This window comes from Dehalococcoidia bacterium, assembly GCA_035310145.1.
Taxonomy (GTDB): domain Bacteria; phylum Chloroflexota; class Dehalococcoidia; order CAUJGQ01; family CAUJGQ01; genus CALFMN01.
The window spans coordinates 26,320-47,807 of the sequence record DATGEL010000044.1 but is presented as its reverse complement, the minus strand read 5'-3'; the positions used below and the strand labels follow the sequence as shown (position 1 = coordinate 47,807).

Annotated in this window: 21 protein-coding genes; 13 read left to right on the top strand and 8 right to left on the bottom strand. The window is 70.5% G+C overall.

The features are described from left to right. Positions 1-56: 56 nt before the first annotated feature. On the top strand, positions 57-236 hold the full coding sequence (locus VKV26_09160; GenBank protein HLZ70059.1) for a hypothetical protein: 180 nt from the start codon (positions 57-59) through the stop codon (positions 234-236). A 150-nt stretch (positions 237-386) separates the two neighbouring features. Here VKV26_09160 and VKV26_09155 read toward each other — a convergent pair whose 3' ends face one another. Both VKV26_09155 and VKV26_09150 read right to left on the bottom strand, forming a co-directional pair. Next, a complete protein-coding gene (locus tag VKV26_09155) occupies positions 387-1,406 on the bottom strand; it encodes a glycosyl hydrolase (GenBank protein HLZ70058.1) in 1,020 nt (339 codons plus the stop codon). A gap of 428 nt (positions 1,407-1,834) precedes the next feature. Then, positions 1,835-2,410: a helix-turn-helix domain-containing protein gene (locus VKV26_09150; protein HLZ70057.1), complete on the bottom strand. Its 576-nt coding sequence runs from the start codon at positions 2,408-2,410 to the stop codon at positions 1,835-1,837. A 128-nt stretch (positions 2,411-2,538) separates the two neighbouring features. On the opposite strand from VKV26_09150, the gene cofG reads away from it, so the two are divergent. Beyond that, positions 2,539-3,858, top strand: coding sequence for a 7,8-didemethyl-8-hydroxy-5-deazariboflavin synthase CofG (gene cofG, locus VKV26_09145; GenBank protein ID HLZ70056.1), 1,320 nt, complete (start codon positions 2,539-2,541; stop codon positions 3,856-3,858). Further along, the gene (gene cofH, locus VKV26_09140; protein ID HLZ70055.1) at positions 3,855-5,225 is read left to right on the top strand and encodes a 5-amino-6-(D-ribitylamino)uracil--L-tyrosine 4-hydroxyphenyl transferase CofH; all 1,371 of its coding nucleotides are present in this window, start codon (positions 3,855-3,857) and stop codon (positions 5,223-5,225) included. The genes cofG and cofH overlap by 4 nt, the downstream gene beginning before the upstream one ends. Positions 5,226-5,364: 139 nt before the next feature. Here the strand turns inward: cofH and VKV26_09135 are convergent, their stop codons facing one another. After that, positions 5,365-6,063 carry an FHA domain-containing protein gene (locus tag VKV26_09135; protein HLZ70054.1) on the bottom strand — a complete coding sequence of 233 codons (699 nt, stop codon included), beginning with the start codon at positions 6,061-6,063 and terminating at the stop codon, positions 5,365-5,367. Between the two features lie 94 nt (positions 6,064-6,157). Between VKV26_09135 and VKV26_09130 the strand changes: the two genes are divergently transcribed. Both VKV26_09130 and VKV26_09125 read left to right on the top strand, forming a co-directional pair. Continuing rightward, complete coding sequence (locus VKV26_09130; protein HLZ70053.1) at positions 6,158-6,316, top strand: hypothetical protein; 159 nt, start codon at positions 6,158-6,160, stop codon at positions 6,314-6,316. Positions 6,317-6,595: 279 nt separating this feature from the next. Then, entirely contained in the window at positions 6,596-8,230 is a 1,635-nt protein-coding gene (locus tag VKV26_09125) for a DUF3352 domain-containing protein (GenBank protein HLZ70052.1), read from the top strand. A 22-nt stretch (positions 8,231-8,252) separates the two neighbouring features. On the opposite strand, the gene VKV26_09120 is transcribed toward VKV26_09125, so the two are convergent. Beyond that, positions 8,253-9,116: a hypothetical protein gene (locus VKV26_09120; GenBank protein HLZ70051.1), complete on the bottom strand. Its 864-nt coding sequence runs from the start codon at positions 9,114-9,116 to the stop codon at positions 8,253-8,255. A 297-nt stretch (positions 9,117-9,413) separates the two neighbouring features. Between VKV26_09120 and VKV26_09115 the strand changes: the two genes are divergently transcribed. Further along, positions 9,414-11,333, top strand: coding sequence for a response regulator (locus VKV26_09115; protein HLZ70050.1), 1,920 nt, complete (start codon positions 9,414-9,416; stop codon positions 11,331-11,333). Between the two features lie 117 nt (positions 11,334-11,450). On the opposite strand, the gene VKV26_09110 is transcribed toward VKV26_09115, so the two are convergent. Then, positions 11,451-12,638, bottom strand: a complete 1,188-nt coding sequence (locus VKV26_09110) for a CoA transferase (GenBank protein ID HLZ70049.1) — start codon at positions 12,636-12,638, stop codon at positions 11,451-11,453. A 222-nt stretch (positions 12,639-12,860) separates the two neighbouring features. On the opposite strand from VKV26_09110, the gene VKV26_09105 reads away from it, so the two are divergent. Next, on the top strand, positions 12,861-13,217 hold the full coding sequence (locus tag VKV26_09105; GenBank protein HLZ70048.1) for a zinc-ribbon domain containing protein: 357 nt from the start codon (positions 12,861-12,863) through the stop codon (positions 13,215-13,217). Between the two features lie 118 nt (positions 13,218-13,335). Here the strand turns inward: VKV26_09105 and VKV26_09100 are convergent, their stop codons facing one another. Next, complete coding sequence (locus VKV26_09100; GenBank protein ID HLZ70047.1) at positions 13,336-14,247, bottom strand: alpha/beta hydrolase; 912 nt, start codon at positions 14,245-14,247, stop codon at positions 13,336-13,338. A gap of 172 nt (positions 14,248-14,419) precedes the next feature. Between VKV26_09100 and VKV26_09095 the strand changes: the two genes are divergently transcribed. The 6 genes from VKV26_09095 to VKV26_09070 are packed head-to-tail and all read left to right on the top strand — an operon-like array spanning position 14,420 to position 18,484. Beyond that, positions 14,420-15,064 carry a DUF488 domain-containing protein gene (locus VKV26_09095; protein HLZ70046.1) on the top strand — a complete coding sequence of 215 codons (645 nt, stop codon included), beginning with the start codon at positions 14,420-14,422 and terminating at the stop codon, positions 15,062-15,064. Between the two features lie 20 nt (positions 15,065-15,084). Next, positions 15,085-15,459 (top strand): DUF488 domain-containing protein, encoded by a 375-nt coding sequence (locus VKV26_09090; GenBank protein HLZ70045.1) that lies wholly within the window; start codon positions 15,085-15,087, stop codon positions 15,457-15,459. Next, positions 15,459-16,091: a hypothetical protein gene (locus VKV26_09085; GenBank protein ID HLZ70044.1), complete on the top strand. Its 633-nt coding sequence runs from the start codon at positions 15,459-15,461 to the stop codon at positions 16,089-16,091. Before VKV26_09090 ends, VKV26_09085 begins: the two co-directional genes overlap by 1 nt. 54 nt (positions 16,092-16,145) lie before the next feature. After that, positions 16,146-17,771: an amidohydrolase gene (locus VKV26_09080; GenBank protein HLZ70043.1), complete on the top strand. Its 1,626-nt coding sequence runs from the start codon at positions 16,146-16,148 to the stop codon at positions 17,769-17,771. A gap of 25 nt (positions 17,772-17,796) precedes the next feature. Continuing rightward, positions 17,797-18,105: an AbrB/MazE/SpoVT family DNA-binding domain-containing protein gene (locus tag VKV26_09075; protein ID HLZ70042.1), complete on the top strand. Its 309-nt coding sequence runs from the start codon at positions 17,797-17,799 to the stop codon at positions 18,103-18,105. Continuing rightward, the gene (locus VKV26_09070) at positions 18,098-18,484 is read left to right on the top strand and encodes a type II toxin-antitoxin system VapC family toxin (protein HLZ70041.1); all 387 of its coding nucleotides are present in this window, start codon (positions 18,098-18,100) and stop codon (positions 18,482-18,484) included. The genes VKV26_09075 and VKV26_09070 overlap by 8 nt, the downstream gene beginning before the upstream one ends. Positions 18,485-18,571: 87 nt before the next feature. Here VKV26_09070 and VKV26_09065 read toward each other — a convergent pair whose 3' ends face one another. Both VKV26_09065 and VKV26_09060 read right to left on the bottom strand, forming a co-directional pair. Continuing rightward, the gene (locus VKV26_09065) at positions 18,572-19,933 is read right to left on the bottom strand and encodes a TldD/PmbA family protein (GenBank protein ID HLZ70040.1); all 1,362 of its coding nucleotides are present in this window, start codon (positions 19,931-19,933) and stop codon (positions 18,572-18,574) included. Continuing rightward, a complete protein-coding gene (locus VKV26_09060) occupies positions 19,930-21,411 on the bottom strand; it encodes a metallopeptidase TldD-related protein (GenBank protein HLZ70039.1) in 1,482 nt (493 codons plus the stop codon). The genes VKV26_09065 and VKV26_09060 overlap by 4 nt, the downstream gene beginning before the upstream one ends. Between the last annotated feature and the right edge of the window lie 77 nt (positions 21,412-21,488).

Here is a 21,488-nt window from a genome sequence, read left to right as displayed (position 1 = left end):
GGACTTTGCAACGACGGTCGAGGCCGTCGGCGTCCTGTGAGTTCCGGAGGCACTGGGTGAAACCGTGGCTGCGTGAGTGTTCCTATTTTGTGCTGGCGGCCGGCATCTGGCTGCTGAGCATGGCGCTGCCGCCGTCGGCCGTGGTGCAGGCGGCGGGCGTTCACGCCGGCGTCGGCGGGCCGGCGGCGACCGTACCTCTCCCGAACACAGCGGCCGCCGGGGCCGCCCTGCTCTGAAGGCGGCGCGGCACGCCATGGACACCCTCCCCATGACGCGCCACCGCGACGGCTCGCTCAGCGTGCGCTGGCAGGCGCCGAAGCATGGCGGTAGCGACGATCCGGCGCGCACCGCCTTCGAAGAGCCGTAGCCGTCGGCGCCCGGGCGGCTCAGGGATAGTAGCCCAGGTAGTACCACTCACCGCCGATGTAATTTTTGGCGGCGGTGAGCGTGTCGGCCGAGGACTCGACGCTCCAGTCGCAGCAACCCTCCGCGGCCGTCAGGTTGTCGTTCATCCAGATAATGGCCCTGATGCGGGGGAAGGTGAACGGCACCTCGCAGCAGAGGGCGCTGGCGATCCACCGCGCCTTGCTGTAGTTCTGCGCGGCCTGCTCGGGCGTGGCCTCGCCGCTGGAGGTCTCCGCGATCATGATCGGCTTGCTCGTCATGGCCGTGAGCTGGTTATAGGCGTAGCCGAACAGCGTGGTGAAGCTCTGCCAGCTGTTCGCCGTGTTGTTGTAGCCGTCCAGCGCCACCCAGTCCACGTAGCCGTCGCCAGGGTAGTAGGGTCGGCCATCCGTGGCGAGCGAGACCTGGTACCAGATGTTGGGCGCCCAGACCCACTGCACGTTTGTGGCGCCGTTTTGCACGAACAGGTCATGGATGTGCCGCCAGGCGGCGATGTAGGCGCCGGAGTTGCCGCTCCACTGCGGATACCACGTCCCGTTCATCTCATGGGCGAAGCGCAGCAAGATCGGCTTGCCGTAGGCGGCGAGCTGCTGCGCCCACGTGCGCAGGTAGCCGTCCTGGCTGCCGCCGGCGATGGCCGCGAGGCTGTAGGAGGACTGGTCGCCGCCGTTCCAGTTGACCGGCACCCAGGTGACCATCGGCACGCTGCCGTGGGCGTCGAGGTTCTGCAGATAGAAGGCGGGGATGCTGTTGTTGGCCGAGCCGAAGTCGCGCCAGAAGTTGACGATCGCGGCGTGCTTGCCCGCGTCCGCTTCGTAGCGGTCGAGCGCCGCCAGCGCGTCGGGCACGTTGCTGATCGAGACGCCGAAGTAGACGCCGGTGGCCGCGCCGACGGAACGCGTGCGGCCGGCAAAGGCCAACACCGCCAGCGCCAGAAGGCTGAGCGCCAGGAGCCGGGTCGGGCGTCGCAGGGCGGGGCCAACGATGTGCTGCGCTTCCATGCACCACCTTTTGGCTGGTTCTGAGCCGGATCGGCTGCCACGTCTATCACGAGAGAGCAGTCCGCATATAACAATTCCCTCGAAGACCGGCGGAAGTGTATCGCACCGATCTTGCAGAATGCAGCCGAGTGCACGGCGGTTGCGCTGCGCTCAGCGGCCACCTGCGGTGGATTGCCGGACGCCGCGCCGCTCAATCGCCGAATTGCTGGATTCTGACGCTGCCAGGAGCGTGCAGCGTCCAAGTGTCTCGCGCGGAGCGGGCAGCGATGCTCGGCGCCGGCTTCACCATGCGAGGCGCAAGCAGGCCGCGGGCTCAAGTCGCGAAGCCCCCGCGGCAGGGCCGAGATCGTCCGCGACCGCCGGTAGTCGACCCCGAAGGAAGCGCGCACGACGCCGGCTGCGGCGCCGCACGCGGCCAAGCCGTTTGCTCAGCCACCCACGGCGCGGGCAGCAGCCTGGGCAGCGGAAGCGAGCTGTGTTGCCGGGGCGCCGGCATCCGCCTCGCCCAGGCGGGCCAAGCGCGCCTCGCTGGCGGGCACGCGGCGTGCGCACTCGGCGCACTCGAAGGCCACGCGCAGCTCGTGGCCGCAAACCGCGGAGACGATCGCCGTGTCGTGCTCCAGATAGCGCACGCCCCAGCGCGCCAGCGCCCCCAGCGCCGGGCCGAGATCACGCCCTTTCGGCGTCAGCCGATACTCGGCGCGCGGCGGATGGTCACTATAAAAACTGCGCTCGACGATGCCCTCGGCTTCGAGCAGCTTCAGCCGCTCGGAGAGCACGCTGCGGGCGATCCCCTCCGGCGCGGCGGCCAGCTCGGCGAACTTCGTCTGCCCGCGCAGCAGGTCGCGGATGATCACCAGCGTCCACTGGTCGCCGACGATCTGCAGCGTGCCGGCGATGGCGCAGCGGGCGCGCTGGTCGAGCGCGGGTAGGCGGCGGCGCGTCGTGCGGCGCGGCTCGGCCGCTCCTGCTGTTTCAGCGCCACCGTCCAGAACGCTGGTCATCATCCTGCCCAAAGACTGCCAGCCGCCCTTACTTGACGCGGCTGGGTTAGTAGCATTATAAGACTCACTATAGGATAGTAAACAATCTCGGATGCCCGTCCGGCATCCGTGGGAGCGGCGGCGAGTCCATGACCAGCCTGCACACGCGGCCCGCCGTGGCCGGAAACCTGCGCCCGATCCTGCGCCGCGCCGTCGCGGGCGAGACGCCGTCCCGAGAGGAAGCATACGCCCTGGCGCGGGCGCAGGCCACGGATCTCGCCGCGCTCTTTGCCGCCGCTTCCGAGTTGCGCGAGCGCGGCTGGGGTCGCACCGTCACTTACTCGCGCAAGGTCTTCATCCCGCTCACCAACCTCTGCCGCGACCGCTGCCGCTACTGCACCTTCGCCCAGGCGCCGAACAGCCCCGCCGCGCGCACGCTGACGCCGGACGACGTGCTGCTGATCGCCCGCGCTGGCGCCGCGGCCGGCTGCAAGGAGGCGCTGTTCAGCCTGGGCGAGCGGCCGGAAGAGATCTACGAGCGCTCGCGCAATGAACTGCGCGCCCTGGGCTATGCCACGACTACTGAATACCTCGCCGCCATGTGCCGGCTCGTGTTCGAAGAGACGGGCCTCATGCCGCACGCCAACTGCGGCGTGCTGGACCCGTGCGAGCTGGAGCTGCTGCGTCCCTGGAACGTGAGCATGGGCCTGATGCTGGAAAACATCTCGGAACGGCTGCTCGGCCCCGGCCTGGCGCACGCCGGCTCGCCGGGCAAGGAGCCGGCGCTGCGCATCAAGACGATCGAGGACGCCGGCCGGCTCGGCATTCCCTTCACCACGGGCATCCTGATCGGCATCGGCGAGACGCTGGAGGAACGGATCGACTCGATCTTCGCCGTTCGCGACATGCAGGCGCGCAGCGGCAACGTGCAGGAAGTGATCGTGCAGAACTTCCGCGCCAAGGACGATACGCCGATGCGCAACGAGGGCGAGCCGACGGCGATCGAGATGGCGCGCACGATCGCGATCGCCCGCCTCGTGCTTGGGCCGGAGATGAGCGTGCAGGCGCCGCCGAACCTCTCGCCCGACGCCTACGGTTTCTACCTGCTGGCCGGTATCAACGACTGGGGCGGCATCTCGCCGGTGACGGCGGACCATATCAACCCCGAGGCGCCCTGGCCGAAGATCGAGGAGCTGCGCGAGGTCTCCGAAGAGGCGGGCTTCAGCCTGCGCGAGCGGCTGGCGATCTATCCGCGCTTCGGCCGGAACCCCGCGACCATCCGCGAGCCGTTCGCGAGCCGCGTGGCCGCGCTGACCGACGAGAGCGGCTACGTGCGGCCGGAGCTGCAGGGCAGCACGCTGGGGGCGCCAGCCGCGCGCCGCGGCCGGCCCGTGCGCCGCGAGGGCCCCGCACCGCTGATTCTCCGAGAGTTCCCCGCCGCCGGCGCGGCGCAGGAGGCGCAATCATGACCGATCTCACCAGCGTTCCCGTTCCCGGCCGGCAGCTTGACTGGCCGCTGCGCCTCTCGCCCGCCCGCGCGGAACACGGCGCTGCCGCGCGCCTGTTGCCGCTGCTCTCGCCCGATGTGGCGCACACGCTGGAACGCGCCCTCGGCGGCGAAGAGGTCTCGGTCGATGAGGGCGAGCGGCTGTTCGGCGTCACGGGCATCGACTACCAGGCGCTGGTGATCGCCGCCGACGAGCTGCGCGCCGCTGCCGTGGGCGAGACCGTGACCTACGTGCTCAACCGCAACATCAACTTCACCAACGTCTGCATCAAGCACTGCGGCTTCTGCGCCTTCAGCCGCGACCACCGCACCGAAGAAGGCTACTTCCTGCCCGCCTCGGAGATCGTGAGGCGGGCGCAGCAGGCGTGGGACCTGGGCGCGACCGAGGTCTGCGTGCAGGCGGGGCTGCCGCCGAAGATGGATGGCCGCCTCTACGTCGATCTCACGCTCGAACTGAAAAAGGCGCTGCCGGACCTGCACATCCACGGCTTCTCGCCGGAAGAAGTGCTCTATGGCTCGATCCGCTCGCGCGTCTCGATCCGCGAGTATCTGGGCTGGCTCAAAGAAGCCGGCGTCGGCTCGCTGCCGGGCACCTCGGCTGAGATCCTCGACCAGAAGGTGCGCGACCGCATCGCGCCCGGGCGGATCACGAAAGCGCAGTGGATCGAGGTGATCAGCGAGGCGCACCACGTCGGCATCCCCACGACGTCGACGATCATGTACGGCCACCTGGAGACGAACCGGCACCGCGCCGCGCACATCGCCACGCTGCGCGAGATTCAGCGGGAGACGGGCGGCTTCACCGAGTTCGTGCCGCTTTCGTTCGTGCACAGCGAGGCGCCGATGTACCAGAAGCAGCTCGTCGGCGGCCTGCGCCCCGGCCCCACCGGGCAGGACGTGATCAAGATGTACGCCGTTTCGCGCCTGATGCTGAACGGCTTCATCCCCAACATCCAGGTCTCGTGGGTGAAAGAAGGCACGCGGCTGGCGCAGATCGGCCTGACGGCGGGCGGCAACGACGTGGGCGGCACGCTGATCAACGAGAGCATCAGCACGGCGGCGGGCGCCGGTAACGGCCAGCTCGTGCGGCCGGCCGAGCTGCGCCGCATCGCCCGCGACCTGGGCCGGCTGCCGGCCGAGCGCAGCACGCTCTACGGCATCCGCCGCGTCTTCCACGCGGAGCCGGCGGAGCTGGAGCCGCTGGACGACCCGGCGCTGGACACGGCGCAGTTCGGCAGCTACGGCCAGCTCACCCACGGTGCCGCCTTCCGCTTCGTCGAGTTCTTCAGGGAACAAAACGAGCAGAAGGCGGCCGGCGCCGCACGGTAACGGCGCGCGGCGAGGTGGATTTCCGGTGCATCGGCTGAACCGGAGTTGCAGTGGGGACCCGGCAGACGAGCGGGTTGAGAATCCGCCACACGGCGTGCCGCTGGCGCCCTGCACACGGCATCTCCCAGCCCTCGCCAGTTCAGCGCACGATCACGAGGAAGGCGCCGGCGCCGGTGTGCAGCTCCGTGCCGCAGCGCAGCGGGCGGCAGCTGCCCTGCGGCGTTCCCGCGTCCGGCGGCAGCACCAGCCAGGCGCCGTCCTCCCGCGCCAGCACGGACGGCACCTGCGGCCGGCTGCCCTGGCGCCAGAGATCCGGCGTGCCGGCGCCGCGGAAGGCCAGGCTCTCGCCCGGGCACAGATCGAAGACCGCGCCGTCCCGCGCCACCAGCCGGCAACGAACCCGGCGCTGCACCGCGTAAATGCTCGGCGCGCTGTCGATCGACGTTCCGCAATACCAGCAGGCCAGGTCCCGCGGCTGCACCACACGGGCGCAGAAGCCGCAGCGCAGCTGGTACTCAACGCGGTCGGCCGACGCCAGGTCGTGAAAGGTAAGCCGCACCTCGGGCACGTCGATCGCGGCGCCGTCGCGCAGGGCAATGGGCGCCTGCTGCGGCGAGAGCGCCGTGCCGTCCACCAGGGTGGGGTTGCTGGCGCCCAGCTGCCGCACGGCGAAGATGCCGGCGGTGCAGGTCACGGCTGCCTGGTAGCGTGAGACCGTGCGCGCGGATAGGCGAACCGTCGCGTCTTCGGCGCGGCCGATGATCGCCGCCGCATCCTCGGCCAGCGGCGCCATGCGCATGCGCTCAGCATCGGCCCAGACCAGAGCAGCCCGCGTCATCGCATCCCCGATCGCATGTCACCGCACCGCAAGTGACTGGATGGCGGGAACCATGTCCCGCCGCCCGCGGAACCGGGCGACGCGCAGCAAGCGCGTGGCCATCATCGCAATCCGCACGAGGCTCTTGATCTCCATTTTGCCGGCGCCGTCTCCTTCCGCCACGGATATGGTTAGGGTGGCCATTGATGCACTGACCCAAGTATTCGCGCAGAACGGCGCGGGCTCGGTGAAGAAGCCGACCCGCGATCTGTGAAGCTGCCGACGCGGCGGACGCCTGGCTGGCCCCGCCGCATCAGACTTGGACGGCGCCGTTCATTTCGCCGCAGCGCAGCCGTCGGAGTGCACCGCGCACGGGCGCAACGGTTTTCCGCCGCAGCCTCTATCGGACGGACCGTGGGCGGACGATGATCCATAGAACAGGAATCTGGGAACAGGGAGAACGGCCGCTTGGCCGCAGCGGCGTGGCCGCGCGGATCGTGCCGCCTGGGCCGGCCGTGCGACGTAGACGGCGCCGGCGGCGAAAGCAGGAAGTATGCGGCTGAAGTTGCCCCTGATCGGATTAATCATTGCCGCAGCGCTCGTCGCCGGCGGCTCGGTCGTGGTGATTCGTGCGATGAGCGGCCAGTCGGGCACGGGCGACACCGCCCGGCTGGTGCCGGATGACGTGGCGCTGTACGCCACGGTGAACACCGACGCCAGCTCACGCCAGTGGCTGCAGCTCGCGGCGCTGATGCAACGACTCGGCCTCGACAAGCAGGCGCGCAGCGGCCGCAACGACGGCCTCACGCAGGCCGGCCTCGACTGGGACAAGGACGTGGCGCCGTATCTCGGCGGCGAGGCGACGCTGGCCATCACCAGTCTCGACGGCTCCCAGCCTGGCGGCCTGGCCGTGCTTTCGGTCACGGATGGCGATAAAGCCTGGCAGCACGCCACGAGCAAGCTGGATGAACTGGCCCAGGAGAGCGGTGCGCCGGGGAGCGACAGCAGCTACCGTGGTCTGACGATTCGCACCTATCCCGCCGCGGGCGCTGGCAGCCCGCTGGCCGTGACGCACCAGGGCCGCTACCTGATGCTCGCCAGCAGCACCGACCTGGCGCAAACCGTGCTCGACCTGAACGGCGGCAAGGGCAAGGCGCTTGCCAGCACGAAGGGATACCGGGACGCGCGCGCCGCCGTCTCCGCCGATCCGCTCGCCTTCGTCTACCTGAATCTCGCGCGGCTGGGCGATCTCGCCGCCTCGCTGGCGCCCGCGCAGGCCGGCAGCCAGTCCACTCAGGATCTGCTGCAGTCGGCCGGCCTGGACAAGGCCGCCGAGGCCTTCGCCTTCTCGTCCGAGAGCGACGGCGTGCGCTTCGAGTTCCAGACCGTCGACATCGACCCGGCGAAGAGTGCGGTGACGCTGCGCGCCGCGCCCGCCGACAGTCATCTCGCGCACCAGGCGCCGGCCGACGCCCTCTTCTTCTTCGCCGGTAACGATCTGTACGACAGTTACATTAAGGGCATCCGCCGGGCGCTGCAGCAGTACGGCAGCAGCCCCGATGCGGCCGGCAGCGTCGCCCAGTTCAACGACACTCTCAACCAGCTCTCGCAGCAGCTGGGCTTCGACGCGGAGAAGGACCTGCTGGCGCACCTCACCGGCGAGTACGGCTTTGCGCTGGGGGCGAGCGGCGCCTCGACGAACGGCCTCTGGGCGCTGGCCGGCGCGATTGCGGACGATCCGGCGGCGGTGCAGCAGGCGCTGGACAAGATCGCCGACTTCGCCGCGCAGCAGGGCACGCCCGCCACGACGATCAGCGTGGCCGGCGCGCGGCTGTACCAGATCGCCAACCCCGACAACCCGGACGAAAACGCGGCGGTCACGGTGGCGGGCGATGAGTTGCTCGCGGGTTTCGGCAACGGCGTCCTGCAAGGCGCATTGGCCCCGGCGCACGCGCTGGCCGACGACGCAGACTTCAGGGACGCGCTGACGCAACTGCCGAAGGATCGCGCCCTCACCTGGTACGTGAACGTGAAACGCATCGTCGCGCTGGCGCAGCAGGCGGCCGGCGGCGACGGCGGCGGCGACGTGCCCTGGCAGGCGCTCGGCAAGCTGCGCTACGCGGTCGGCTCCGTATCGCAGGCGAAGGACCACGCCGGCGGCGTACTGCTGATCCGACTTGGCCCGTAACGCACGCCTGCCCGGCGCCCGGCTAACGGCGGGGTCCGCCGACGCTCACAAGACCGCTCTCAGCCAGCACCCAGGCGCCGGTGCCCGGCTGGATGCTGCTCGTGCTGACGTAGCGCTGAGCCGCGGCGTCCCAGGCGAAGGCGCCGCCGTCGCCGCTGATCGCCGCTGGCGCGACGCCGTCCGGATCGCCGGCCAGCAGCCAGGCGCCCGCCGGCCCGCCGAGCTGCACCACGTCGTGCGTGGCGTCGGGCAAGGCCAGCGTGGTCTGCCGATCGAACGTGGCCCAGTAGCCGTGGCCGGGCAGCAGCGGATCGCCGGCGGCGACGCGTGTGTACGCCCCCTTATCGGCATCCCAGGCGAAGGCGTCCACCGGCAGCCGGCCGGTCGGCGGCATGGAGACGAGGTTCCAGCCCGGCTGATACGTGACCGTCAGCGCGGGTGGCGGCGTCACCATGACCACGATCGTCACCTTGAAGACGAAGGCGATCGCCGGGCAGATCGGCCCCGGACAGGGCGGGCCGCCGGTGGCGTCGATCGTCGTGCTGCCAGGAGCGGCCGCCGCGAAGAGCGCGGTGTCGCTGCTGGGGCCGGGCAGGGGCGAGAGCACGGCGGGGTCTGGACCGCTGAGGCTCAGCCCGCGCACGGCGCCGAAGCGCAGGGCGATCAGGTCGCCCACGCCGACGGTCAGCGTCGTGCCGGTGTCGCTGACCGCGAAGCTGTGCTCTTGCCCGGCGGCGGACGGCGTGGCCTGGGCGCGATGCGCGTGTGCGGCGGGCGTGCCGCCGCGGTTCGCGGGGGCGAACGCCGCCAGCAGTGCCAGCGCTGCTGCTGTCAGCACACCCGCCACGAGGCGGGCGCCCGCCAGCTTGCAAACCTTGTCGGCCATCGTCTTGCCTCCCTGCCGCTTCCTTATGCAGTGGACGCGGGCGCCGCGTGAGACGTTGCGCCGTGTTGCCCACTCAACGCGTGGGCAGCCGCTCAAACCCCCGAGGCCGTGAACCGATCCTGAGACAGGAGCGCCGCGCTGCGCAGCACAGCCGTGTCGCTTCGATCTCCGCCACGGCGCCGAGGTTGCCAGATAACCGTTGCACGGACGATTTGGGTCGACAGAATCCGCGCCGCCCGGCGTTTATAGTAGGGGACACGGGTGACGGCACCCGCGCAGCGCTGCAGTGAGGGCATCATGGCGAGGTCGTTGCGCGTGCTGATCCTGGAAGACGTGCGTGCCGACGCCGAGCTCGTGATCCATGAGCTGCGGCGGGCCGGCTTCGCGCCCGAATGGCAGATGGCGGCCGGCGAGGCCGACTACCTCGCGGCCCTGACTACAGACACGCCGCCGCAGATTATTTTCGCCGACTTCCGCCTGCCCGGGTTCGATGCAATGGCCGCCCTGCACCTGCTGCAGCAACGCGGGCTGGACGTGCCCTTCGTCGTCGTCACCGGCTACATCGAAGAAGATGCGCTGGAGTGCATGAAGGCCGGCGCCACGGACTACCTGCTCAAGGACCGGCTGGCGCGGCTCGGCCAGGTGGTGGAAAGCGCGCTGGAGCAGCGGGCGCAGCGCGCCGCCCGGCGCCAGGCCGAGGCGGCGCTGCAGGCCACCGCCGAACGGCTGGCGGGCATCGTCGCTTCGGCGATGGACGCGATCGTCTCCTTCGACTGCGCCGAATCTATCACCCTCTTCAACCGTGCCGCCGAGCAATCGTTCCAGTGCATGGCCGCGGAAGCGCTGGGGCAACCGATCGACCGCTTTCTCCCCGCGTGGACTGGGGAGCGGGAGCGCCTGCCTTTCGATGCCGGGCCGGCCGGTCACGTCGCGCCGCGCGCGATGCAGGCGCGCCGCTCCGACGGCCAGGAGTTTCCGGTGGAAGCGTCGATCTCGTACGCCAACGACGCCTCCGGCGGCACGACCACGCTGATTCTGCGCGACGTAACGGAGATGCGACGCGCGCGTGAGCGGGTGGAAGAGAGCGAGCGGCTGCGGGCGCTGGGCGAGATGGCCAGCGGCATCGCCCACGACTTCAACAACATGCTGGCGATCATCCTCGGCCGCTGCGAGCTGCTGCTAGGGCTGATGTCCGGCCTCGACGTGGCGCCGCGCCTCGCGCCACACCTCGAAGTCGTGCGGCAGGCGGCACGCGACGGCGAGGAGACGGTGAAGAGGCTGCAAACCTTCTCCGGCATCAGCCGCCGACCCTCCATCGGTGCCATGGAGGTGGGTGTCGTGCTGCGCGACGTGCTGGAGTTCACGCGGCCCCGCTGGCGCGACCGCGCCCAGCAGACCGGCGTGACGATCGACGTGAGCGTGGACGACGAGCCACTGCCGCCGCTCGTGGGCAATCCCTCCGAGCTGCGCGAGGTGCTGGTCAACATGGTCTTCAACGCGGTGGACGCGCTGCCGCACGGCGGCGCGATCACCCTGCGGGCGCGGCAGGTGGGCGACACGGTGCAGGTGCAGGTGGCCGACACGGGCACCGGCATGACGGACGAGGTGCGGCGGCGCGTGTTCGACCCGTTTTTCAGCACGAAGGGCACACGCGGCGCCGGCCTCGGGCTGAGCATGTCCTACGGCATCGTGGCGCGGCTGGGTGGGCGCATCGAGGTGGACAGCGCGCCGGGGCGGGGCACGGCCTTCACGATCATCTTTCCCTTCCGTCGCGCCGAACAGGCCGAGCCAGTCCCGGAGCCGGTTGCCGGCGGTCCCCTGCGCATTCTGCTGGTGGACGACGAGCCGCAGATATTGACCACCACGCGGCTGATGCTGGAAGTAGACGGCCACACGGTGACGCCGGCCGGCGGCGGCGCCGAGGCGCTGGCGCTGCTCGCCGCAGGGCCGCGGTGCTACGACGTGGTGCTGACCGACCTGGGCATGCCGGGGATGAACGGCATGCAACTGCTGGCGGCGATGCGCGCCGCCGGCTATGAGAGCGCCTGCGTGCTCGTCACCGGTTGGGGCATCGAGCTGGCGGGAGACGACATGGAGGCCGCCGGGGCGCAGGCGGTGCTGCCGAAGCCGTTCAGCGCCCCGCAACTGCGCGAGGCGCTGGCGGCTATCTCGCGGCGGCCCGCATCCCCCGGTTCATCTCCTGGCCCCCAATACTAGGGATAGGGAGATCTATTGCGGGACGGTTGCGGCTGAAGGCGAGGCGCCGCGGCCACCTGTACGAGCGCGGGGCGCGATGCCGGCTTGGCGGGTACGGCAAGCGAGTTGCGCGCCGGGCTACCAGGCGCCTTCTTCGCGCAGGGCGGCGATCTCGTCCCAGGTGAAGCCCGCGTCGAGCAGGACGGCCTCGGTGTGCTGGCCCAGCTCCGGCGCCGCCGTGCCCGGCCGCGAGGGGGTATCGCTGAACCGCACGGGCGTGCCGACGATGCGCTGACGGCCGAACTGCGGATGCTCGACCTCCACCAGATAGCCGTTCGCCCAGAGCTGCGGGTCGGCCGCCAGCTCGGCGTAGTCACGCACAGGAGCGTAGCGCTGCTGCTCGGCGCGCAGGCGATCGCACCATGCCGCCGTCGTGCGCGTGGCGAGCTGCTCTGCGACCGCGGCGACCAGTTCGGGCAGATGCCGGCCGCGCTCAGCCTCGTCTGCGAAACGCGAATCGTCGATCAGGTCCGGGCGGTCGAGTGCGCGGCAGAAGCCGGGCCAGAGGGCGCCGCCTGCGCCGACGATGGCGAGATGGCCGTCGGCGGTGGCGAAGATGCGGTAGAGCGTGGGCAACAGGCCGTGGCCGCGGTTGGCGCGGCCGGGCAGACTGCCGGAGAGCAGATAGTGCGTGATCTCGCTGGCCTGTGCCCAGACCTGGCCGCCGAGCAGCGAGACATCGACGCGCTGACCGCGGCCCGTGCGTTCGCGCGCCAGCAGCGCGGCGAGAATGCCCGCCACCAGGTTCTGCGAACCGCAGTGGTCGGCCACCACGGCGCCGACGGGCGAGGGGAAGTCGCCGTCCTCGCCCGTGGCGCGGATCAGGCCGCCGGCGGCCTGTCCGGCCAGGTCGGCGCCCTCGCGCTCCGCGTCCGGACCGGCCGGCCCGAAGGCGCTGGCCGTGGCGTAGACGAGGCGCGGCAGGCGCGGCGCGATCTGCTCGTAGCCCAGTTCCCAGCGTTCCATCACGCCGGGCGTGAAGGAGTGCATCAGCACGTCGGCCGTCTCGCAGAGCCGCAGCAACGCCGCGCGCGCCTCCGGCACGTGCAGGTCGAGCGTGACCGAGCGCTTGCCGCGGTTGCAGGCGAAGAAGTAGGCGGAGCGACGGTCCGCGCTCGAGATCGGGATCCAGCGGGAGATATCGCCCAGGCGGGGCAGCTCGATCTTGACCACGTCGGCGCCGAGATCGGCCAGCAAGGCGCCGGCCTGCGGCCCCTGCACGATCTGCGAGAGATCCAGCACGCGGAAGCCGTCCAGTGCGCCCATCCACTCCCCCTGCCCGCTGCCCCGGCGCGGGCCCGTGCGCCCACGCTACTGTGGCCCAGCGCCGGGGTGCAACCGGGGCGCCAGGCTCTCTACCGCGGCGCCTGGATGGTGTATCATAGTAATTGGGGAACTCTTCCTTCATGCGCCGCGTCCGTCGCACCGTGTGCCTCGCTCCGCGCTCGATGACCGAAGCCGACCCGCATTCCACGAAAGGGTCAGCGGGTGACGTACACCGACAAGACCTTGACCTGCGCCGATTGCGGCGCCTCCTTTACCTTCACGGCGGGCGAACAGGAGTTCCACGCTCAGAAGGGGTTCACCAACGAGCCGCGGCGTTGCCCGGAATGCCGCGCGGCGCGACGCGCTGGCCGTGACAGCTACGGTTCCGGCGGCTCCAACTCGGGCGGCGGCTCCGGTGGCCAGCGCGAGATGTTCAGCGCCACCTGCGCGAGCTGCGGCAAAGAGGCGCGCGTGCCCTTCGAGCCACGTGGCGACAAGCCGGTCTACTGCTCGGACTGCTTCCGCAGCCAGGGCGGCGGCGCTCGCTCGTCGGGCGGCGGACGGCGCGAGCGCTGGTAGGCTGCCGCTCCCAGGCGATCAGCAGAGCCGGATCCTGATCGGTCCGGCTTTGGTTGTATTCCCGCGGCGCCGTCGCAGCCCGGTGGCCCGGGCAGCGCTCGGGTGTACGGCCGCGGCGCTACGCCCCGGTTCTGCCGCCGTCCGTCAGCCAGCGATCGAAGAAGGCGACCACGCGCGCGGCGTACTCTTCGCGCAGGCAGTTGTAGGCGAGCGCGTGCGGGGCGCTGGGAATGCGCCAGAACGCCTTCGGGCCGCCGGCGCGGGCGAAGATCGCCTGGCTGTCGCGAATCGAGATCACCCGATCGTCGGCCGCGTGGATCAGCAGCACGGCGCAGCGGCCAAGTCTGCCGACCTCCAGCTCCGGTGCAACGAGATGCACGCTGACATGCTGGCGCCATTCGGCCAGGCGCATCGTCAGCTCGGCCCAGGGGAAGCTGGGCAGATGCGTGAAGCGGCGGAAGTTCTGGCGGATGGCGCTGCGCACCGAGCGGAAGGCCGATTCGGCGACGACGGCGCGCACGGCGGGTGAGTCGCAAGCAGCGAGCAGGGCGAGGGCGGCGCCCAGCGAAAGGCCGAGCACACCGAGACCGTCGGCGTCGATGTCCTTGCGCGACTGCAGGTACGTGAGCGCCGCACGCACATCGTCGCGCTCGTGACCGCCCAGCGTCACCACGCTGCCGGCCGACTCCCCGCAGGCGCGCAGGTCGAGCAGAAAGAGGCTGTAGCCGGCCTCGTGCAGGAAGGCGGCATGCGAGAGCATGTCGTCTTTACAGGCCGTGTAGCCGTGCAGCAGCAGGACGGCCTGCCGCCGCGTGCCGGGAATGAACCAGGCGGAAAGCCTGGTGCCGTCGCGGCTGGTGAGCGAGACGGGCTCGCGCGGCAGCCCATCGCCGAGCCGCGGCGCGTCGAACACGCCGTGGCTCGGGTGTGTGGCGGCGCGGTAGGCCCACAGGGTCATGCCCAGCCCGATGGCGAAGAGCACGAACAGCAGCAGCCCCGCGCCCAGCGCGAGCCAGAGCACCACGTTCACGGCGTACTCCACTGAGGCGCTGAAGCGCCGGATGGCCGGCGCCCGTCCCGCTTCCAGCGTACCCGTTCGGCACAGGCTTTCGGAACCTGCCCGTGCCGGCCGCGCCGGCCGCGTGCCGAACGTGCCATACTGGCGCCGCCCGTGCACGTCCGGGGCGGGCGGCGGGAGCGGCATGGCTGCGGCGATCAATCCACGCGCAGGACGGCTTGCCGCGGCGGACGCCCTCGCCGGCCCGGCGCTGTACACCGTCGGTCACTCGAACCAGCCGGTCGAGGCGCTGATCGCGCTGCTGCGGCGGCACCAGATCGCGGCGCTGGTGGATGTGCGCAGCATGCCCCGCTCGCGCTATGCGTCGCAGTTCGAGCGGGACGCGCTGCGGGCAACGCTGGCGGCGGCCGGCCTTCGCTACGCCTTCATGGGCGTGGAGCTGGGCGGCAGGCCGCGCGACGAGCAGTTCTACGACGCCGATGGCCGCGTGCTCTACGGCCGGCTGGCGGCGTCGGAGCCGTTCTTGCATGGCATCGCGCAGATCGAGCAGGCGCGGGCGAAGCGGCGCACCGCCCTGCTGTGCAGCGAGGAAGACCCGCGCGGCTGTCACCGGCACCTGCTGATCGCGCGGGTGCTCGCGTCGCGTGGCGGCGCCGTGCTGCACATCCGCGGCGACGGGCGGCTGGAGACGGAGGCGGAGCTCATCACGGCTGCCGGGGGCGCGGCCGGGCAGCTCGCACTGTTCAGCGCCTTGCCGGAAGGAGATGCATGGACGTCGGTACGATCGGTTTTACGCAGTGATCCGCCGCCGCCTTCTTCGGGGCGTTGAGGCAGGCAGGCAGCCGCCAGTTGATTGACGTTCGCCTGAACAACGTCTCGCAGCTTGCCGGCTTCTCCAAGCGCGATGATCTCGCCGTCTTCCTGCGCGAGATCTGCGGCGCCGGCTATCGGCACGAGCTGTTGCTGGCGCTCATGCAGGAGTTGTTGGACGGCTACCGCATGCAGAAGGGCGGCTGGCCCGCGTACGAGCGCGCCTTCCTGGCGCTGATGAGCGAGCGGCGCGTAGAGGAGCGGCTCCCGCGCGACCTGTTCGCCACGCCCAGCGTCTTGCTCTGTTCCGAAGCGACCGCCGAGCACTGCCACCGCCGGCTCGTGGCGGAGTATCTGCGTGAGCGCTGGGGCGGCTTCCAGATCCGGCACTTGCAGCCGGGCGGAGACGGTTGATGCCACAGGTGGAGATCGTCTGTCTGGCTAACTCGCGCAAGTACGGCGAACGCTGCGTCGCCGGCTACGACCTCGCCGGACAGCGCTGGCAGCGCCCGGTGAGCGACACGGCTACCGGCACGCAGGAGCGCCGCGACCGCGTTTGCAGCGATGGCACGGAGCCGCGCGAGCACCAGCCGGAGAACTCGCTGCTGGCGCCCGGCTTCTGGCAGCGGCGGCGCACGCTCGCGGCCCGCGATGCGGTGAGCGCGCTCGCGAGCCTCGCCACGGCCGGGCCGGAGCTGCTGGGCCGCGGCGGCGATCGCGTCCCCGCGGCGCGGTTCGCCGCACATCCGGCCGCGGCGTCGCTCGCCGTGGTCGAGCCGGCGAACTTTACCTGGCTGATCGAGCCGCCCGCGGGCGGCCAGCGGCGCACGCGGGCGGCTTCCACGCTGCGAGGAACAGCCTGCAACCTCGCCGTCACGGACCTGGATCTCGAGCTTCGGCTCGCCCTGCTGCCGCCCGGCCGTCACCCGCGCGAGGTGATGGACTGTGGCGCAAACGCGCGCATCTTTCTCACGGTCAGCCTGGGCGAGCCGTTCGGTGGTGACGGCTTCAGGCTCGTGGCGGCGGTGATCGCCCTCCCCGCCTGAACTGCGGCCGCCGCATCTGCTACCGTCCGGAAAGCACTACACGGAGGCAGGCAGATGTCCGGCACGGCCACGCGCGTCTTCTTCAACGGCACGGTGCATACGCTCGACGGGCGGCGCAGTACCGCCAGCGCGATCGCGCTCGCTGGCGGGCGCGTGCTGGCGACCGGCGGCGACGCGGCGATGTGCGAGCTCGCCGCGCCGAACGCCGTGCTCAGCGATCTGCAGGGCCGCACGGTCGTGCCGGGGCTGATCGACTCGCACAACCACCTGCTGCAAACCGGACTCAACGCCGAGCACGTCGACCTGGCCGAAACGCGCAGCGTGCGCGACGTGCTCGACGCGATCGGCGCGCGAGCGGCGCGGACGGAGCCGGGAGGCTGGGTGATCAGCTCCTCGCGCTGGCACGAGTCGCAGCTCGAGGAGCAGCGATTCCCCACGCGGGTCGAGCTGGACGCCGTGACAGACGGCCGGACCGTGCTACTGCGCCGCGGCGGCCACAACGTCGTCGCCAGCAGCGCGGCGCTGGCGCGGGCGGGCATCGGCGACGAAACACCGAACCCGCGCGGCGGCACGTTCGTGCGCGACGCCGCCGGCAGGCTCAGCGGCCACGTGATCGGCCGGCCGGCCTACGAGCGGCTCACGCGCCTGCTGCCCGACCCGTCCGAGGAGCAAATGATTGCGGCGATCGCGCGGGCCTGCCGGCTGTACACCACCGCGGGAATCACGGGCGTGATCGAGCCGGGTCTCGGCGCCGCCGAACTGCGCGCCTATCAGCAGGCGCGGCGGACGGGCGTGCTCAACCTGCGCACGGTCCTGATGCCGCGCCTCGCGCCGGGTACCGATGAGGAGATGTTGAAGCGGGCGCTGAGCGACCTGAAGACGTCGCCGCTGCTCACAGGTCTTGGCGATGATTGGCTGCGCATCGGCGGCATCAAGATCGTGGCCGACGGCGGCGTGGAGACGAACTACCTGCGTGAACCCTACGCCCACGCCGACGACCTGGAAAGCCCGCGTGGCAAGCCGCAGGTCAGCGAAGCGAACCTTGCTGCCGTCTGCGGCGAGGCGGCGAAGCTTGGCTGGCAGGTGGGCGTGCACTGCGTGGGCGACGCGGCGATCGACCTGGTGCTGGCGGCCTTCGAGGCGGCGCATCAGGCGGCGAGTATCCGCGATCTGCGCTGGACGCTGATCCACATGATCCTGGCGCGGCCCGAGCATTTTGAGACCGCGCGGCGGCTCGGCCTCTGCGTCGCCGCGCAGCAGCCGCTGATCTACGCGCTCGGTGCTGGCTGGGTGAAGTACTGGGGTTCAGAACGCGCCGCCGCCGCCATGCCGCTGCGCGAGTTCGCCGAGAGCGGGTTGCCGGTGGGCGGCGGCTCCGACTCGCCGGTGACGCCGTATCAACCGTTGCTCGGCATCTGGAGCAGCGCCACGCGCGAGACGCAGCTCGCCGGCGTGCTCGGCTCCGCACAGGCGATCGCTCCGGCCGAGGCGCTGGCCTGGTACACGCGCGGCAGCGCCTGGCTTTCGTTCGACGAGGGGCGCCGCGGCTCGCTCGAGCCGGGCAAGCTGGCCGACCTCGTCGTGCTCAGCGCCGATCCGCTGGCCGTGCCCGCGGCGGCGATTACGGAGATCGCGGTGGAAGAGACGCTGGTCGATGGGCGGAGAATGTTTCCTGGATAGGTGTCACAATTGACCACTCTATGGCATGATATGGTCAACTGTGGCAACTATTCTGAGATTTGGATCAGTTCGTGCGAGGTGGAGTATGGCCTCGGTGCGCACCAGGCTTACCGACGGAGGCAGAATCGTCATTCCTGCGGAGTTTCGCAAGGCTCTTGGACTCTGCGTCGGGGATCAGGTTCTATTGATTCTCGAAAACGGCGGAGTCACGGTGGTGACGCCGGCCGAAGCAGCCCGCCAAGCCCGGGCGATTGTACAGAGGCACGTGCCTGAGGGGCGCTCGCTGGCCGATGAACTCATCGCGGAGCGCCGCGCTGAGGCTGCGCGTGAGTAGCTCGGTGCTCGACGCCTCCGCCGTGCTGGCCTACCTGCGGGATGAGCCTGGCAAGGATCGTGTGGAGCAGGCACGAGAGGAAGGAGCAGCGCTCGGAGCAGTGAACCTCAGCGAGGTCGTCGCGAGACTGGCGCGCGAAGGGCTGAGCGAAAACGAGATCCGTATGCTGGTCGATCGTCTCAGCCTGGAGATCATCCCCTTCGAGAAGGCGCTCGCGTATCAGACCGGAATCTTGCTCCCGGTGACGCAACACCGCGGCCTCTCGCTGGGCGACCGCGCCTGCCTGGCGCTGGCGGCGCGGCTTGGCCTGCCCGCGCTCACCGCGGACCGCGGCTGGGCGGGGCTGCAACTCGGCGTAGCGATCGAGCTGGTGCGCTGAGCCGGCTGCATGCATGCAGACAGATGAACCAGCAGCCAGCGCGTCTCAGGCGTTGTCCGGGGTGGTCGCTTGCATGCCCGCGTGCAGTCAGAGGCCGCTCACCATCAGCTTGCTGACTTTGATCGTGGGCGCGGCGGTGGCGCCGAGCGTCTGTACGTCGTTGCCCACCATCTCGATGTCCAGCAGCAGCGCTTTGAGGTTGCCGGCTATGTTGATCTCGCTCACCGGATAGCTGAGCTTGCCGTTCTCGATCCAGTAGCCGGCGGCGCCCTGCGAGAGGTCGCCCGTGGTCAGATTCACGCCGAAGCCCATCAACTCGGTCAGATAGAGGCCGTCCGCAACCGAAGCGAGGATCTGCTCCGGCGTGTGCGGCCCCGCCACCAGCACCAGGTTCGTCGTGCGCACCGTCGGCATCGAGCCGATGCCGCCGCCGGCGCTGCCCGTGCTCTGGTGGCCGGTGCGGTTCGCCGTGTAGCTGTCGAAGAGGAACTGCTTGAACACGCCCTTGTCGAAGAGCACGTTGCGCCGCGTGGGCACGCCTTCGGCGTCAAACGGGCGGCTGCCCACGCCGCCCGGCAGCGTCGGATCGTCTACGATCGTCACCAGCGGCGAGGCGACCTGCTCGCCCTCACGGCCGATCAGGAAGCTCGAGCGGCGGTAGAGCGCCGTGCCCATCACGGCAGACGACAGCTCGCGCAGCAGGGCGCGCGTCATGCCAGGCTCGAAGACGACGGGTACCTCGCGTGTGCTGACCTTGCGCGGCCCCAGCTTGCGCAGCACGCGCTCGGCGGCGACGCGCGCGACTTCCTCCGGCGACTGCAGCCGCACCAGTGAACGCTCGACCGTGTACCAGTAGTCGGTGCGCTTCTTCTGGTCGGTGTCGTCCACGATCGCCTCGACCTGCAGCGAGGCGGCACTGGTGGGATACGAGCCCGAGAAGCCGCGGCTGTTGGCGAAGGCGATCGTGCCGGTCTCGCTGGAGAACTCGGCGCCGTCGGAGTTGGTGATGCGCGGGTCGGTGGCGAACAGCGCCGCCTCGCAGCGCTTCGCCCAGTCGATCTGCTCTGCCGGCGTGAGCCGTGCGATCGCCTCGTCGTAGAGGTCCAGGTCGGGCAGCGCGGGCTGCGCATCGAAGTCGGGCAGGCTGCGGAACTCGTCCGGATCGGCGATCAGCACCAGGTCCAGCGCCCGGTCGATGAACTCCTCGATGCCCTCCGGGCTCAGGTCGGAGGTGTAGGTCGCGGAGGCGCGGCCGTCGCGGTAGAGGCGCAGGCCGAGCGTGCGCGAGCCGGCCTCGATCAGCTTCTCGATTTCGCCCTTGCGCACGGAGACGGTGAACTCGCTGCCGGCGTTGATCACGGCCTCGGCGTCGTCGGCGCCCTTCGCCAGGGCACGGCGCACCACCTGCTCGGCCAGCGACCGGTAGTCTTCATGGAAGCCTTCGCTCATGACAGCTCTCCGCCGCCCGCGGCCTGCTCGGTGCCGCCCACGGTGATGCCGGAGACGAGCACGGTCGGCATGCCCACGCCCACCGGCACGCTCTGGCCGTCTTTGCCGCAGGTCCAGCGGCCGTCGCTGAGCTTGTAGTCCGTGCCCACGGCCGTGACCCTGGAGAGCACGTCCGGCCCGTTGCCGATCAGCGTCACGCCCTTGATCGGCGAGCCCAGGCGGCCGTTCTCGATCAGGTAGCCCTCGGTCACGGAGAAGACGAAGTCGCCGTTGGAGATGTTCACCTGCCCGCCGCTGTAGGCGACGCAGTAGATGCCCTTGTCCACGCTGCGGATGATCTCTTCCGGCGGCGTCTCGCCGGCAAGCATATAGGTGTTGGTCATGCGCGGCATCGGGTAGTGGCGGAAGGTCTCGCGGCGCGAGTTGCCGCTCGGGTCGGTGCGGTAGTGCTTCGCGGAGATCCGGTCCTGCATGTAGGCGCGCAGCACGCCGTCCTCGATCAGCGTGTTGCGGCGGCCGGGGTTGCCCTCGTCGTCGATGTTGATCGAGCCGCGGCTGTTGACGATCGTGCCGTCGTCCACCACGGTGACGAGTTCGGAAGCGACGAGCTGGCCCACGCGGCCGGAGTAGGTGCTGGTCTGCTTGCGGTTGAAGTCGGCTTCCAGCCCGTGGCCCACCGCCTCGTGCAGCAGGATGCCCGAATCGCCGGCCCCCAGCACCACGGGCATCACGCCCGCCGGCGCCGGCACGGCCTCCTGCAGCAGCACCGCCTCGCGCGCCGCTTCAATGGCCAGCGCCTCGGGTGTGACCTGCGCGAAGTACTCCATGCCGTAGCGGCCGCCGCCGCCCGAGCGCGCCGTCTGGCGGCTGCCGTCGATCTCGGAGAGACAGCCGACGTTGAAGCGCACCATCGGCTGCACATCGGAGATGAACTTGCCGTCCGAGCTGGCGATCAGCACGCGTTTCAGCTCGTCCACCAGGCTCACATCCACACGCACGATCGAGGGGTGGTAGCGGCGCGCGGCCTCGTCGGCGCGGCGGATCACGGCCAGCTTCTCGGCGGCGCCGACCTCGGCCGCGGGGTTCAGCACGGGATAGTAGGAGGGTGTGGGCGCCGCGTCGATGCCGACGGGCAGGTTCTGCTCGCCCGCGGTGCTGATGTGCGCCGCCGCCTCGCAGGCCGCCTTGATCGCCTCGAAGCTGAGATCCTCCGTGTAGGCGTAGCCGATCGAGTCGCCGCGGATCACGCGCACGCCGACGCCGGACATCACACCGCCGCCGGCGCTCTTCACCTTCTGGTCTTCGAAGACGATGTTGCCGTTCTCGCGATGCTCGAAGTAGAGCTCGGCGTAGTCGCCGCCGCGGCCGAGCGCGACGCCGAGCAGCCGCTCGCAGAGCTGTTCATCGATGCCGAAGCGGCCGGCGAAGAAGGCCGCGCCCGCGCCGCCGCGCGGCGCGCCGTTGGCTTGCGAAGTCATGGGAAGCCGCCTGCTTTCTGGCCGGGACCGAGCGCCCCGGGAAGGATGGTTAGCAGCAGTATATCGCGCGCAGGCGG